Annotated in this window: 11 protein-coding genes, 1 pseudogene and 2 CRISPR repeat arrays; of the genes and pseudogenes, 5 read left to right on the top strand and 7 right to left on the bottom strand. The window is 70.3% G+C overall.

From position 1 onward, the window contains the following. Position 1: 1 nt before the first annotated feature. Positions 2 to 890: direct repeats of the CRISPR family, unit length 29 nt; unit sequence TCTCAATCGCTCCTCTGAGGCATCGAAAG. A gap of 57 nt (positions 891 to 947) precedes the next feature. The 3 genes and pseudogenes from AAGI91_16590 to AAGI91_16580 form a co-directional block, all read right to left on the bottom strand. After that, positions 948 to 1,157, bottom strand: a pseudogene (locus AAGI91_16590) (integrase core domain-containing protein). 16 nt (positions 1,158 to 1,173) lie between these two features. Continuing rightward, positions 1,174 to 2,256, bottom strand: a complete 1,083-nt coding sequence (locus AAGI91_16585; GenBank protein MEM1044227.1) for an IS110 family transposase — start codon at positions 2,254 to 2,256, stop codon at positions 1,174 to 1,176. A gap of 183 nt (positions 2,257 to 2,439) precedes the next feature. Beyond that, positions 2,440 to 3,210, bottom strand: coding sequence for an IS3 family transposase (locus AAGI91_16580; protein MEM1044226.1), 771 nt, complete (start codon positions 3,208 to 3,210; stop codon positions 2,440 to 2,442). A 41-nt stretch (positions 3,211 to 3,251) separates the two neighbouring features. Here AAGI91_16580 and AAGI91_16575 point away from each other — a divergent pair, with 41 nt between their 5' ends. After that, positions 3,252 to 4,730, top strand: a complete 1,479-nt coding sequence (locus tag AAGI91_16575) for a Tn3 family transposase (protein ID MEM1044225.1) — start codon at positions 3,252 to 3,254, stop codon at positions 4,728 to 4,730. A gap of 41 nt (positions 4,731 to 4,771) precedes the next feature. On the opposite strand, the gene AAGI91_16570 is transcribed toward AAGI91_16575, so the two are convergent. Continuing rightward, positions 4,772 to 4,930, bottom strand: a complete 159-nt coding sequence (locus AAGI91_16570; GenBank protein MEM1044224.1) for a hypothetical protein — start codon at positions 4,928 to 4,930, stop codon at positions 4,772 to 4,774. A 516-nt stretch (positions 4,931 to 5,446) separates the two neighbouring features. Between AAGI91_16570 and AAGI91_16565 the strand changes: the two genes are divergently transcribed. Next, the gene (locus tag AAGI91_16565) at positions 5,447 to 6,850 is read left to right on the top strand and encodes a RepB family plasmid replication initiator protein (GenBank protein ID MEM1044223.1); all 1,404 of its coding nucleotides are present in this window, start codon (positions 5,447 to 5,449) and stop codon (positions 6,848 to 6,850) included. A 126-nt stretch (positions 6,851 to 6,976) separates the two neighbouring features. Here the strand turns inward: AAGI91_16565 and AAGI91_16560 are convergent, their stop codons facing one another. The 3 genes from AAGI91_16560 to AAGI91_16550 form a co-directional block, all read right to left on the bottom strand. Next, on the bottom strand, positions 6,977 to 9,460 hold the full coding sequence (locus AAGI91_16560) for a DUF87 domain-containing protein (GenBank protein MEM1044222.1): 2,484 nt from the start codon (positions 9,458 to 9,460) through the stop codon (positions 6,977 to 6,979). A 63-nt stretch (positions 9,461 to 9,523) separates the two neighbouring features. Beyond that, positions 9,524 to 10,249: a transglutaminase domain-containing protein gene (locus AAGI91_16555; protein MEM1044221.1), complete on the bottom strand. Its 726-nt coding sequence runs from the start codon at positions 10,247 to 10,249 to the stop codon at positions 9,524 to 9,526. Beyond that, a complete protein-coding gene (locus tag AAGI91_16550) occupies positions 10,249 to 10,461 on the bottom strand; it encodes a hypothetical protein (protein ID MEM1044220.1) in 213 nt (70 codons plus the stop codon). Before AAGI91_16550 ends, AAGI91_16555 begins: the two co-directional genes overlap by 1 nt. A gap of 117 nt (positions 10,462 to 10,578) precedes the next feature. Between AAGI91_16550 and AAGI91_16545 the strand changes: the two genes are divergently transcribed. The 3 genes from AAGI91_16545 to cas2 are packed head-to-tail and all read left to right on the top strand — an operon-like array spanning position 10,579 to position 13,072. After that, the gene (locus AAGI91_16545; GenBank protein MEM1044219.1) at positions 10,579 to 11,862 is read left to right on the top strand and encodes a reverse transcriptase domain-containing protein; all 1,284 of its coding nucleotides are present in this window, start codon (positions 10,579 to 10,581) and stop codon (positions 11,860 to 11,862) included. Beyond that, complete coding sequence (gene cas1 / locus AAGI91_16540) at positions 11,826 to 12,782, top strand: CRISPR-associated endonuclease Cas1 (GenBank protein ID MEM1044218.1); 957 nt, start codon at positions 11,826 to 11,828, stop codon at positions 12,780 to 12,782. Before AAGI91_16545 ends, cas1 begins: the two co-directional genes overlap by 37 nt. Beyond that, on the top strand, positions 12,773 to 13,072 hold the full coding sequence (gene cas2 / locus AAGI91_16535; protein MEM1044217.1) for a CRISPR-associated endonuclease Cas2: 300 nt from the start codon (positions 12,773 to 12,775) through the stop codon (positions 13,070 to 13,072). Before cas1 ends, cas2 begins: the two co-directional genes overlap by 10 nt. Before the next feature lie 311 nt (positions 13,073 to 13,383). Further along, positions 13,384 to 13,978: direct repeats of the CRISPR family, unit length 36 nt; unit sequence GCCGACATACCTATTCCCGCCACAGGGAATGATTAC. Between the last annotated feature and the right edge of the window lie 17 nt (positions 13,979 to 13,995).

Genomic DNA, 13,995 nt, shown 5'->3' with positions numbered 1-13,995 from the left:
CTCTCAATCGCTCCTCTGAGGCATCGAAAGAAATCCGGGGCAAGTTATGCCGCGTGGCCCGAAGTGCTCTCAATCGCTCCTCTGAGGCATCGAAAGAAATCCGGGGCAAGTTATGCCGCGTGGCCCGAAGTGCTCTCAATCGCTCCTCTGAGGCATCGAAAGGCGTGGGGCCTCCACGTGCTCACGACAGCGGGCGACCTCTCAATCGCTCCTCTGAGGCATCGAAAGTAGGCCGTCTGGGTCGAGGCGGTGAGCGCGTCGTGCGCTCTCAATCGCTCCTCTGAGGCATCGAAAGGCGGTCAGCTTCGGCCAGTCGTCGTCTGCGAGGCTCCTCTCAATCGCTCCTCTGAGGCATCGAAAGCCGCTCCGCCGCGAGGTGGCCGAGGTCCGCAAGATCCTCTCAATCGCTCCTCTGAGGCATCGAAAGTCGTCGAGGGCCGCGTGGCTCGCTCGGACCTCGCCGCTCTCAATCGCTCCTCTGAGGCATCGAAAGATCGTTGGCAAGGGGCCGCTCACGTGGGCGTGGTTTCTCTCAATCGCTCCTCTGAGGCATCGAAAGTAGGCGAGCGCCGGTTGCACCGAGGCGGCCAGCTTCGCTCTCAATCGCTCCTCTGAGGCATCGAAAGATGGCCCGCCATCTCCATGACGGCGTAGGGCGGCACGCTCTCAATCGCTCCTCTGAGGCATCGAAAGATTCAAGGGTTGAGCCCGGTTCAGAAAGGGCGGACGCTCTCAATCGCTCCTCTGAGGCATCGAAAGCCAGTGGCCCCACCTGCCTCGCCGGCTGGCCCGTCCGCTCTCAATCACTCCTCTGAGGCATCGAAAGATGCGTCGACGACGCGGACGCCCTTGAGCGTGCCCTCTCAATCGCTCCTCTGAGGCATCGAAAGTAGACCTCAGCCTCGGCGAGCCGGTGGAGTTGGAGTGAACCCGCTTTGGTGGACAGTTTAGGAGTATGAGGCGGCGAGCGCCTCACGGTGTTTCTGTTCGTGCCGGGCGGGCGAGTCGTAGCCGAGCGCGGAGTGGCGACGGCGCGGGTTGTACCACCCCTCGATGAAGCGGAAGAGCGCCATCCGGGCCTCGGCCTTCGTGGCCCAGCGATACCGGTCGATCAACTCGCATTCGAGCGTGGCGAAGAAGCTCTCGCACATCGCGTTGATGCTCCTATAGTTGTCAAGCCCCCGCCACGAGATTCTTGGCGCGGGCCTCGGTCGCCCTCGGGAGCAGACCAAAGACCTCACGCGCGACGTACCGTTTGAGGCACCGGATGACCTCCTTCTTCGTCCGGCCCTCGGCCGTCCGGCGGGCCACGTACGCCATCGTCGGCTCGTGCCACCGCATCCGAACGATCACGATCCGGTACAGTGCCGCGTTCGCCTGACGGTTGCCGCCTCGGTTGAGACGGTGCCGCCCCGTCGTCCGACCGGACGAGGCCGGGATCGGACACACGCCGCACAGCTTGGCGAAGGCCGCCTCGCTCCGGATCCGCTCGCCGTTGTCGCCGGCCGCGATCATCAGCTCGGCCGCCGAGTCGAAGCCGATCCCGAAGGCAGCCGTAAGCTGCGGGGCCACTTCGCTCGTGATCCGCTTGAGGTGCCGCGTGTGCTCCTTGACTTCCTCGTGGAGCGCGAGCCAACGCGCCGCCAGCGATCCGAGCGCGTAGCGCGACGCGCTCGCCGGGTCCGACGTGGAGCCGTCCGACAGGTCTGCGCACGCGGTGATCAGGCGGAAGTCGCTCAAGCCTTCCAGCTCCGCCCGGAGCTCGTCGGGCGAGGTCACGAGGACGGACTTCAGCGTGATCATGGCCTGCGTACGCGCCTTGACGGCCGTGTCACGGGCGATCTTGACGACTCGGAGCACCTCGACGCTCCCGTCGGCGGTTTTCGGGATCGACGTCGCCTCGCCCGAGAGCACCTCGCGCGCGGCGTGCTCGGCGTCGACGAGGTCCGACTTCCCGGCGGCCCGCCGCTCTCCCCTGCGGGGCGGACGGGAGACCTCGTAGACCCTCATGCCCTGGCGGCGGAGGAAGCGGGCGACCCCGCTCCCGTAGCTCCCGGTCCCCTCGACGCCGAAGGCGACGACCCGGCCATGATTCCGTGCCCACGAGAGCAGGTCGGCGTACACCTCGGCCGTGGCCGGTAGGGCCTGCGATCCGAGCCGACCGCCGATGCCGTCGAGCGCGACGGCCATGTGCTCGTCCTTGTGGGTGTCGACCCCGACGACGACGTCGGTCCGTTGGAGGTGGAGGCTGGGCATGGCGTCGGCCGCTGGTGGACAGACGGCCCCGCCCCCAGCCTGGCGGACAGGACTGCGACGAGATCTCCGGTCGAGATCAGGCTCCTATGAGGTCACGACGGCGGCGGGCTGGGGCCAAACGATCCCCCCGGCGAGGCGGCCGACACGTCAACGCAAGGGCACCGTGGTCGATCGTAACAGGGGTCAGGCCGCCCCACCCGAGGGCACCCGAGAGCGGGCACCAGGAAGATCGCAGTCGTAGCAATCGCCGACCGATCCGAGCGACGGGCGGACGCCCGCCTCGCGGCACCGAGCCCCGAAGGCCAGCGACGTGTATTGACACCCGTGATCTGAATGGTGAACGACGCCGTCGGGCTGGCGCTGCGCCACGGCCATGTCGAGCGCCGCCAGCACGAGCTCGGTCCGCAGATGCCCGGCCATCGCCCACCCGACGATCCGGCGGCTGAAGGCGTCGAGCACGACCGAGAGGTAGAGGAAGCCAGAGCCGGTCGGCACGTACGTGATGTCGGCCACCCAGAGCTGATCGGGGGCGTCGGCCGAGAAGTCGCGCTCGACGAGGTCCGGCCCCTTCGGCGTGCCCGGCCGGCGGGTCGTGGTCGTCGGCCCCCGGCGCCGGGTGACGCCGACGATGCCGTGCTCACGCATGAGCCGTGCCACGCGCTTCTTGCCGACACGGAACCCCGCCTCTTTCAGATCCTCGTGGACGCGGAGCGCGCCGTAGGCGCCCTCGGAGGCCGCGTGCGAGGCGCGGATGGCCTCGGTGATCTCGGCGTCGCGCTCAGCCCGGGCCGATGCAGGTCGGTCGCGCCATGCGTAGAAGCCGCTCCGGGAGACACGGAGGACGTCGGCCATGAGCGCGACGGGGAAGGTGGCCTGGTGCGGTCTCACGAACTCGAACGCCCTGCGGGTGCGGAAGCTACTTCCGCAATCGAGCCGGTCTCCCTCGCAAACCAGGCCGCGGCTTTTGTGGCGGGCGATTCCGCCTCGCCGATGTCGTGCTCCTGCTGGAGCCGCCGGATCTCCTTGCGCAGCCGCCTCAGCTCGTCGCGGTCGGCGTCGGCGCTGGCGGCGGCCGGGTCGGCCTTCTCGATCCAGGCGCGGATGGTCGGCTCGACGGCCGGCACAACGCGGTCCGAGATCGTTGGGCAGCGGACCCCTACGACCCGGCAAGCGTCCTCGGCGACGACGGCGAGGCCCGGCTCGCGGATCTGAAGGCGTGGCTCGCGCGCCGGACGAGGCGGGTCCGACTTCCCGACCTCCTGATCGAGGTCGACAACGCGCTCGGCTTCACCCGGCCCCTCACGACACCCACGGGGAGCGTTGACAACCGCTCGGCCGAGGCCGTGTGCGAGGCCGTCTCGGCGCTCATCGCGTTCGGGTGCAACCTCGGGCCGCAGACGATGGCGGAGCTCACCGACGGGGTCAGCTACGACCGGATCAAGCGGCTCGCCGACTGGCACCTCCACGACGACGCGCTCCGGGCCGCGCTCGCGGCCGTCGTGAACGGGATCGCAGGCCTCGACACCGCCCGCGTTTGGGGCGAGGGGAAGACCTCGTCGTCGGACGGCCAGCGGTTCCTCTTCCCCCGGAAGACGCTCAGGCGGACGTACAGCCACCGCATGAGCGACTACGCCCTGGAGTTCTATACCTTCATCGCCGACAACTACGCGCCGTACTTCTCGACGCCCATCGAGAGCGCCGAGCGGGACTCGGGCTACGTCCTCGACGGGCTGCTCTACCACGAGTCCGACCTCGAGATCGACGAGCACTACACCGACACCCACGGCTACACCGAGGTGCAGTTCGCGGCGTTCGCACTTCTGGGGAAGCGGTTCGCGCCCCGCATTCGTGGCCTCCACAAGCAGCGGGTCTACCGGGCCTCCGACGACGCCGAGCGGTACGGCCCGCTCTGGCCCATGCTCTCCGCCCGCGACCGCAGGCTCCGGCTGAGGTGGATCGAGGAGGAGTGGGACCGGATCGGGCGGTTCGTGTGCTCGCTCGCCACCGGGCACACGACGGCGTCGACGGCCATGAAGCGGGTCGTCGCCTTCGGCGGGGCCAACCACTTCTACCGCGCGTTCCGCGAACTCGGGCGGCTCGTCAAGACGGAGTACGTCCTCGACTACCTCGGGCGGCCAGAACTCCGGCGGCGGGTCCGACGCGGGCTCCTGAAGTCGGAGGAGTTCCACGCGCTGGCGCGGGCGGTGTTCTACGGGAAGCGGGGGCGGGCGGACCAGCGGGACTTCCGGCGTCAGGCGTCGACGGCGAGCTGCCTCACGCTGATCCTCGCATGCATCGTCTACTGGCAGATCCGGGAGATCGAGCGCGTGGTCGGAGAGGCCGCAGACGATCCAGCCGCGCCGGACTTCGGGCTGTTGGCGCACGTGAGCCCGGTGCAGTGGGAGAACGTCACGCTCTATGGGGCCTACGACGTCCGGCCCGAGCTCGTCCGTGCGCGGTCAGGTCTGAGGTGAGCGGCCCGCTCCTCTTGCAGGTGGTTACACGTTTCTGCCTGCTACCCTAGATCCCGCCCGGTCAGGTCCGCCAGTGCTTCAGCGAGGTAGGCCGGGCTCTCCCGGTAGAGCATCCGGAGCAGGAGGATCGCGTAGTTCGTGACCCGGTTCTCCTTCTGGTCGTAGCCGGAGAAGAGGGTGATCGGACGTCCTCCTGGCATCGGGAGAGGGAGGGGGTGGACAGCGAGATCCCGAAGCTACCCGGCGACGCTCTCACGCTCAAAAGGTGACCGTTTACGGGACGCAAGGGCGGTTGCCTCGCCAATCGGGCATCACCCTCCATCCCGTAAACCCTCACCTACGCGCGGCGCGGGAGGGCGAAAGGTGACCGTTTGCGGGACTCGTCGTCGTTTAAAAGGGTTTAGAAGAAGTTTAAATACGTTTGCGCCCGGCAAATCCCTGCGCTGCACAGCGTTCCGGGGGGAAAGGTGACCGTCAGCGGGACGAAAGGTGAGAGCCTACGGGAGCAAAGGTGACCGTCTACGGGATGTAAGGTGAGAGCCTACGGGAGACCGATCCCTCCCGTAAACCCTCACCTTTGGGGCTCGAATCGGCCAAAGGTGACCGTCCACGGGAGAGCGAAAGGTGACCCTCTACGGGATCAGTGCTCCTGTGGATAACAGGTGAGAGGGTGGAGGCTCGGCAGATCACCTTTGCCGTATCCTTCTCGCAGCCCGATGCCGACCCCGAGCGCCTCCGTCCAGCCCGAGGTCCTCCCCGCCCGACGTGGGGAGTTGAAAAAACACGTCGGTGCGGTCCACGTCAAAGGCCAGCTCTCGCTCCTTCAGCGGAAGGTCTCGAACGTCCTCCTCCTCCGCGCCTACGAGGACCTCCCCAACCCCGAGGTGTTCGAGCACGAGATCCGCCTCCAAACCCTCGCCGAGGTCGCGGGCTTCGACTCCAACGACCACGCGCTCCTCCGCGAGGCGCTCGAAGCGCTGGCGGGCACGACCATCACCTGGAACCTCCTCGATGCAGAGGGCGCCGAGGAGTGGGGCGTCTCCACCTTCCTCGCCCAGGCCGTCGTCAAAAACGGGACGTGCCGCTACGCCCCCGACCTCCGGCGCAAGCTCTACAACCCCGAGATCTACGCCCGGATCAACCTCTCGGTCCAGGAGCGCTTCGGGTCGGGCTACGCCCTCGCCCTCTACGAGAACTGCGTCCGCTTCCGCAAGGTCGGCTCGACGGGCTGGATCGACCTCGACCGCTGGCGCGACCTCCTCGGCGTCGAGCCCGGCCAGTACGACCAGTTCAAGTACCTCAACCGCGACGTGCTCAAACCGGCCGTCGAGGAGGTCAACCGCTACTCGGACATCCGCGTCGAGATGGACCGGAAGCGCGAGAAGCGCCGCGTCGTCGCCCTCAAGTTCTCGATCCAGGAGAACGACCAGCTCGCGCTCGACCTCGCCGGCTCGGCCTCCCGCGCCGCCGCCCAGGCGTCGGCCGTCGGCGAGTTCCCCCGCGAGCTTCCCGACCCCCGCGCCCTCGCGCCCGACGCCGACGCTCTCCTCGGCCCGCTCCAGCGCCGCCTCGTTTCGTTCGGGCTGAGCCAGGCCCAGGCCCTCGACCTCTCGACCGAGTTCGACCCCGACCGCGTCTCTCGCAACCTCGATCACGTCGAGCGCGAGATCGCGCGCCGCAAGGACACGGCCCGACCCGTGGACCGCGTCGCCGCGTTCACCATCGACGCCGTCCGCAACGACTACGCGGCCACGTCCGGCACGCCCGCCGTCGTCCAAGAGGCCGAGCAGAAGCAGGCTCGAGCGAAGCAGGCACAGGCCGAGAAGCGCCGCCAGCGCGAGGAGCGAAAGGCCCAGGCCGCGCAGGCGGAGCGCGAGAGGGGAGAGGCCCGTGACCGCGCCCTCGACGAGGCGTTCGCCGCGCTCCCCGAGGCGGAGCGGGACGCCCTCACCGCTCGCGCCGTCGCCCGCCTGGCGTCGGAGGCCCCGCAGGTCCACGCCTGGTACCAGGACGAGCTGGCAGCAGGCGTCGCTGAGGACGCCATGCGCCCGGCCGTCCTCTCGACGCTCCGCGCGTTCCGCCGCGATTTGATCCCCGGCCGACCGCGCTCAGACGCCTGATCTCTTCTCGTTGGGCGGTGGTCCCGCCTCTTGCTGGCAGAGCGCGGATGCAGCGCGGCCAGCACGTTCCGCGAGGCTCCAGGGCCTGCGCTGTCGGCCCTCAGAGCGACCCCCCGCGAGGTCGGTCTACTCCGGTGGATCGCTCCTGAGCTCGAATGCCGCGCTCGGCGCCCCGGCCACCAGCACCCGGCTCGCCGCCCTGAAGTTGGGGAGTGCCAGCAACCGCTCCACGTTGTACTCCGGCGCTAGGTACGGCGCCAGCCGGGTCGCGTCGTGGACGCCCGGCCGAAACACGCAGATGTTGCCCGCATTCCCGAGCACGGTCTGCAACAGCCGCTCCGGGACCTGCGCGAGCGTCTGATGCGCCAGCGCGAACTGGACCCTGAACTTCCGCGCCTCAGCCAACAGCTCGCCCATCTGCGGCGTCACGAAGTTTTGGAACTCGTCGACCACCACGAGGGCGTCGTCGGCGTCGCTCGGGCGCCGCATCGCGGCCAGCAAGACACGCGACAGCAGGACCGTTCCGGCGAGGCGCGACCCGTACGACCCTAGCCGCCCCTTGTCCAGCCGTACGACCACGCACGACCCGCCCTCCAGCAACTCACCCACGTCCAGCGTCGATCGCGGCGCAGCCACCAGGTGTGCCAGCGCGTCGTTCGAGACGAGGGGCGACAGCTTCGACAGCACGTACGGGGCAATGTTCTCGAGCGACGCTTCACCCCCGGCTCGGCCTGCCGTCCGTGTCCAGAACCGGACCACCTCGCGGTCCTCGCACCCCAGCAAAAGCTCTGTCCGGAACGATTCGTCCGAGAAGACGCGCCACACGTCGCGCAGCGTGCCCGGTTCGCTTCCTTTCGACATCGTTAGGTAAAGGGCGTTCCGGAAGTACGTCTCGAACATGGGGCCGCCCGCCTCCTGCATGTCCCAGAGTTGCCCGAACAGGTCCAGGAGCGCCTCCGCCAGCACGCTCCGGGCGTTCGGGACCGCGGGGTCGACCTCGATGGGGTTCAGCCGCCATGGGCTCTCAGGGTCGCCCAGGTCTACCTCAACGACCTCCCGGCCCGCTGCGTGCACCGACCGCGCGACGCGCGACGTGGTGTCGCCGTGCGGGTCGATCACGAGGACAGCGCGGCCCTCGGCGGCTCGCCGCGACGCCAGGTGCACCAGGAACTGGCTCTTGCCGGTCCCACTCGCGCCGACGACGTAGAGGTGCCGACGGAGCGCGTCGTCGGGCAGTCGCACCAGGGCCCCACCGGCTGAGGAGTCGACCACCGTTCCGATCCGGACGCCGTGCGTGGGCAGCGCCGCTGGCAGAGGCGGCGGCGCGACGGGCATCCCCCACAGCCCGCGCCCTTCGGGCACGGGCAGCGCGAACCGCCGCCCGGCCTCGTCTGGGGGCGCCCGCTCGACCAGCGGACCGCCACCGTCTGCGTTGCCGAACCACACGGCCCCGCCTCCACGCTCGACCTCAACCGCAAGTGCGTCTACCGTCGCAGGGTCGCCGACGCACGCCCGCGCGGCCTCCACCAGGAGCGCCTCCGGCACGCTGCCCTCGCCCGCGGCCGTCACCCGCACCCGGAGGGTCCGTGTGCCCTCGACCGCGAGCTGGGCCGCGCGGGCGACCGCTCTCCGCACGGCGGCGCTCCCCTCGTCTCGTACGGCACGCACGAACGCCAGCGCTGCCGCGCGCTCGGCCGCCGACAACGGGGCGGGCGTGACGGCCACCTCGATGCACCCGCCGACCCCCGCGTCCCGCATCACGCGAACGAGCGGCCCCACGGCCGCAGTCGCGGCGGCCGTCGGCTGGTCGAGCCCCTCTGCACCCTCAAGCACGACGCTCGGCTCCCACGGCACCGGTCCCAGTTGCCCGATGATTTCTCCGGCCGAGGGCGCCCGCAGACGGACGGCCCGGTCCACGCCGCCGGCCCCGAGTAACAGGGCCGACCGCTCACCCGACGGCCGCCCGAATACGTACGGCCGCTCCGCGTCGCTCCTGGTCGGCGCCAACAGGGGCGCCAGTGCCCGCTCCAAGGCCTCCCGCCGACCGACCGCCTCCGACGGCTCGACGCCCTCGCCCCACACCACGACGCCCACGCCGAGGGTGCCGCCCCGGACCACATACCGCACGGCGACACCGCACCCCTCGGTCTGCCGCCCGACCACGTCGGCGAGCGTCGCCCGCCACGACCGAGCGAGCGCTTGGCCCACCGGCCCGCCCACGCGGCCCAGGGCCGCCAGCGGCCATGCCGACACCGACCGCACGCTGCGCTCACTCGGCATCCAAGCGGTCCCGTCGGCGACGCCCCCGCCCCCGACCAACGGCCCCGGCCCTACGGCGCCCGTCCGGGTCAGCATCTCCACTACGGCCCGGTCGGCGTTCCCGGAGCCGCCCCCCAGGCCGCCAGCGGCGACCACGGCCACGGGCACGCCAGGCAGCAGCGCCGCGACAGCGGCCTCCGCCCCGGGGAGCCCAGCCGCGATCAGCACCCCGTCGAAGGCGGGGCCGTACCTGGCGAGCATCTCGTCCACCTCGCCGAGGCCCACGGCGTGGAGGCGAACGCCCGTCGGCGCACAGGGCGGGAAATCTAGGCCGATCGTCAACAGGTCCATTTCAAGCTCAGGGGCACCAGGGGAACGAGATGCCATGCGGTGACGCCGTGCGGTCCGAACGGCTCAGGCGCCAAGGCGCCACCGCCGGTCGAACGGACGATGCGTCCGGACCATCCGCTCTGGCGACACCAGCCACCACGCCGCGTCGAACCGCCGCACGAACCGGCCGCCAGAGTTCACTCCGCCGGCCGCCCACGTTGGGTCCATCAAGTACCACCCGTCGGCGAGACGAACCGCGACCCAGGCGTGGCCCCCGCCGCCGCCCGGACCCACCAGGTCGGCCCAGCCGGTCACGTACGCCACCTCCAGGCCCATCGCGTCGAGCAGCGTGACCAGCAAGCGCGCGTACCCCTCGCACACGGCGGACCCCGACCCCAGGACGACCCGGGGGTGCTGCGAGGGGCGCGGCCCGCTCCGAACCGCCGCGACGTCGTACGCCACGTGGTCGGCCACAAACCGGAACGCCGCCCGCGTCCGTCCGCGCATCGTCGGGCCGGCGTGGGCCGACAGGTGGTCGGCCAGAGAGCGCACGGACCCCCGCGCGCTCACAGGCACCGACCGCGCGACGGCGTCGGCCCGGCGGTCCACGCGCGCGGTCAACCGATCGCCCAGAGCCGCCCGACCTGCCCCGTACCGCTCGCCCGCCGCCGCTCCTGCAAGCCCGCCGGCCCACTCGGCCACGGGCGAGACCGGGATCGACCCGCCGGACGGCGACGGCGCACACCCGGCGAGGACGACCACGACGGCAAGGACCCACGTCGTGCGGGGGGGGAGGGCGGAGCGGGCCATCAAAGCAGCGAGGCGAGGAGGTCCACGAGCAGCCGGAGGTCGACGTCGGCGGCCGCGTCGACGAGGCCGTGCCCGAGCGCCCACCCCAGCGCGAGCGCCAGGACGACGAGCACGACCACCGCCGCGGCCACCACCGCCAGCACGCGCAGCAAGCACCCCGCCGCCTCGCGGAACCCGAGGAGCAGGGCAACGACGACGACGAGGGCAGTCATGGACGAGGGGCGGTGCACGCTCAGAGTGGCCTGGCGCCTCGGAAACCGGACGTGCCACGACACCCCGTCCGGTTTCCTGTCCGTGCGGCCACTCCACCGCCAGACCCCCAGACTCCCATGTTCGACCACCTCGCCTCGCTCCCCACGCTCGCCCGCGCCCTCCGGCGCGTCAAGGAGCGCCGGCCGACGGTCGGCTCCGACGGCGAGCGCGCCGACGACCTCGGCGAGCCCGACCTCCGACAACTCCAGCACGAGCTGATCTCGGGCGCCTACACCCCCCGCCCGCTCCGCCGAATCAGCGTCGAGAAGAGCGGCGGCGGCGCGCGCGCCGTGTTCCTCGTCGCCGCGCGCGACCGGATCGCCCAGACGGCCGCCCTCTTCGCCCTCCGCCCGGCCGTCGACCGGCTCCTCCTCCCGAGCGCGTTCGCGTACCGGCGAGGACGGTCCCACCTCGACGCCGTCCGCGCCGTCGAGGCTTACCGCAAGAGCGGGCGGTCCCACGTCTACCGCGGCGACGTCAAAGACTTCTTCGAGACCATCGACCGCGAGCGCCTCCTCCGCCTCGTCCACGCCGTCGCCGGCGACGGCCGCGTCGTCCGGCTCGTTCAGGCCTGGCTCCGCGACCCCATGACCGGCGGGGCCGGCGTCCCGGCCGGCTCCGTCATCGCCCCGCTCCTCTCCAACCTCTACCTCGTCCCGTTCGACCGGGCCTTCGCGCGGCAGGGCGTCGACCTCGTCCGGTTCGGCGACGACCTCGCGTGCCCGGCCCCGTCGGCCGCCCACGCCGAGCACGCCGCGCACCTCGCGTCGGCGGCGGCCCGCGCGCTCGGCCTCACCATGAACGCCGAGAAGAGCCACGTCGCCACCTACGCCGAGGGGTTCCGCTTCCTCGGCCACCGCTTCGGACCCGCAGGCCCTCGCAAGATCGAGAAGGACCCGCCACCGCCGCCGACGCCCTCGGCCCCGTCGCCGTGGGACGCTCCGTGGACGCCCACGCCGCCGCCTCCCAGCCCGCATGTGGACCGCCCCATAGACCTCGCCGTCGCAGGCCCCGCCGCGCCCGTGCAGCCCGATGCCTTCGACCTCGGCGCCGGGTGGACGTCACCGGTGCCCTCGCCGGCGCCCGATCCAGCGTCCGCCCTCGCCTACACGCCGGGGCCGACCCCGTTCGACCTCCCGCTCGACACCGGCTCCCCCGGGGCCGCCTCGCTCGGCGCCCGCCCCGCCGCCGTTCCCCCGCCCATCTCCGCACACGACGCGCCGCCCGCAACATGCCCCGTCCACGCCACGCCTCCGCCTCCCTCCGCACCCTGTACGTGCACGCCCCCGGCGCCCGCGTCTCCGTCAACGCCGGACGCTTCGTGGTGGCTACCACCGGCGCGGAGGCGACGGAGCTACTGAGCGCGCCGGCCGAGAAGGTCCACCGCGTCCTCCTCTTCGGGCCGTGCTCGATGACGACCGGCGCGCAGGCCCACTGCGCCCGGACGCGCACGCCGGTCTTCCTGCTCAGCTCAGGCGGACGCCTCCTCGGCCGCGTCGAGCCCGAGGGCTACGCCGACGCCCGCGTTGAGACCCAGCAGCTCCGCAAGGCCGATGACCCCGCCGCCGCCACCGAGGTCGCCCGCGTCGTCGTCCGGGCCAAGATTCGCAACCAGGTCGCCCTCCTCAGCCGTCACCTCGCCAACCCCGACCGCCGGCCAGACCGTGCCGCCGACGTCCGCCGACTCGCTCAAGAGGCCCTCTCAGCCGCCGCCGCCACGGCCGACGCCCACGATGTCGAGACCGTCCGGGGCCTCGAAGGCACGGCCGCCCGGGCCTACTTCGAGGCGCTCGCCCTCCTCGTCCGCCCCGCCGAACTCCGGTTCGCCGGCCGCTCGCGCCGCCCCCCGGCCGACCCGTTCAACGCCGTCCTCAGCCTCGGCTACACGCTCCTCTACCACCAGCAGCACGCGTTCGCCCGAGCCCACCGTCTCCACCCCTACGTCGGGTTCCTCCACGCCGTCAGCCCCGGCCACGCCGCGCTCGCCTCCGACCTCGTCGAGGAGTTCCGGTGTGTCGTCGACGCGCTCGCGCTCGGCCTCGTCAACCGGCGCGAGCTCCGCACCGAGCACTTTGAGAACGTCGCCGGGGGCGGCGTCTGGCTCAACGCCGAGGGCCGCCGCGTCTTCTTCGCTGCCTTCGAGGGCGTCATGCGGCGCCCGTACCTCCACCGGGTCCACAAAAAACAGTACCCGTACCGACTGTGCCTCGACCTCCAGGCCCGAGCGATGGCCCGGTGGGTCCGGGGGGAGGACCGATACCGCCCGTTCGTATGGCGATAGCACCCGCCCTCGTGCTCCTGGTGTCGTACGACATCGAAAATGACCGGGACCGCCGCGCGGTCGCGCGCTACCTCCAGGGTTACGGCGAGCGCGTCCAATATTCCGTGTTCGAGTGCGCCCTCGACCGGTGGGAGGCCGAGCGACTCGTCGAAGGGCTCGCCGAACGAAGCCGACGCGCAAATGGGACGTTCTCCGTCCGGTGCTACTCGCTCGATGGGCGGGCCGTCGCGCGGGTCCGAACTATCGGCAGTGGCGGCGTCGTCCAAGACGTGCCGTACTACATCGCGTAGCGACCGGAACTGCGCGGGAACGGGCGGATCGGTAGCTACCGACCTCTGTATGTAGGTAGGGCAGGGAGGGGGGTGACACTCGTTTGTCTACGAGCTCAACGAGCCGGTTGTCACCCGAGCACGAAAGAATCCAGGCGAGCAGTCTGGCAGCGTGCTTGGGTCCCGCTTGGCACTCCGAACGCGCGCGGGAGACGGAATGCCTACGTAGGTTAGAGCCGGCGACGGGCCGCTCTAGCCCGTCGCCGTAGTCACTTTGCTCTTTGACGTACTGGTTTCGAGCGTGGAGCGCGCTCCTGGGCCATCTGAATGCCGCCGACATACCTATTCCCGCCACAGGGAATGATTACATACCCCTGGAGGCGCCAGTTACGATCGCAGTCTTGGGCCGACATACCTATTCCCGCCACAGGGAATGATTACTTATCGACTGCTACGCTCGAAGCGTTGAAGCGGCCGACATACCTATTCCCGCCACAGGGAATGATTACAAGGTCATAGCCGGAGGGGTGTGAGTGTTGGGAGCCGACATACCTATTCCCGCCACAGGGAATGATTACCACCAGTTCGACTTATGAGTGTGATCCTTTGCTACCGCCGACATACCTATTCCCGCCACAGGGAATGATTACGAGATTTGGGACGTGGGAGTTGTTAGAACGCGGCCGACATACCTATTCCCGCCACAGGGAATGATTACAGCGGGGGTGTGGGGTGTGAGAAGTGTCAAGGGCCGACATACCTATTCCCGCCACAGGGAATGATTACTCAGGACCCGAGCAGTGAGGCGCTTATTAGGTGAGGCCGACATACCTATTCCCGCCACAGGGAATGATTACCCCTGGCAAGGGTCTCGAGGCGAGGTATGGAATCGCCGACATACCTATTCCCGCCACAGGGAATGATTACTCGGCAGCGAGGCGCGT

The sequence above is a fragment of the Bacteroidota bacterium genome (assembly GCA_038746285.1).
In the GTDB taxonomy this organism is placed as follows: domain Bacteria; phylum Bacteroidota; class Rhodothermia; order Rhodothermales; family JANQRZ01; genus JANQRZ01.
This window is presented reverse-complemented; position numbering and strand designations above follow the sequence as displayed.

Coding starts and splice junctions, on each gene's coding strand:
- AAGI91_16560 (MEM1044222.1), bottom strand. CDS start 9,460: ATGGACCTGTTGACGATCGGCCTAGATTTCCCGCCCTGTGCGCCGACG.
- cas2 (MEM1044217.1), top strand. CDS start 12,773: ATGGCGATAGCACCCGCCCTCGTGCTCCTGGTGTCGTACGACATCGAA.
- AAGI91_16545 (MEM1044219.1), top strand. CDS start 10,579: ATGTTCGACCACCTCGCCTCGCTCCCCACGCTCGCCCGCGCCCTCCGG.
- AAGI91_16555 (MEM1044221.1), bottom strand. CDS start 10,249: ATGGCCCGCTCCGCCCTCCCCCCCCGCACGACGTGGGTCCTTGCCGTC.
- AAGI91_16585 (MEM1044227.1), bottom strand. CDS start 2,256: ATGCCCAGCCTCCACCTCCAACGGACCGACGTCGTCGTCGGGGTCGAC.
- AAGI91_16550 (MEM1044220.1), bottom strand. CDS start 10,461: ATGACTGCCCTCGTCGTCGTCGTTGCCCTGCTCCTCGGGTTCCGCGAG.
- AAGI91_16565 (MEM1044223.1), top strand. CDS start 5,447: ATGCCGACCCCGAGCGCCTCCGTCCAGCCCGAGGTCCTCCCCGCCCGA.
- AAGI91_16570 (MEM1044224.1), bottom strand. CDS start 4,930: ATGCCAGGAGGACGTCCGATCACCCTCTTCTCCGGCTACGACCAGAAG.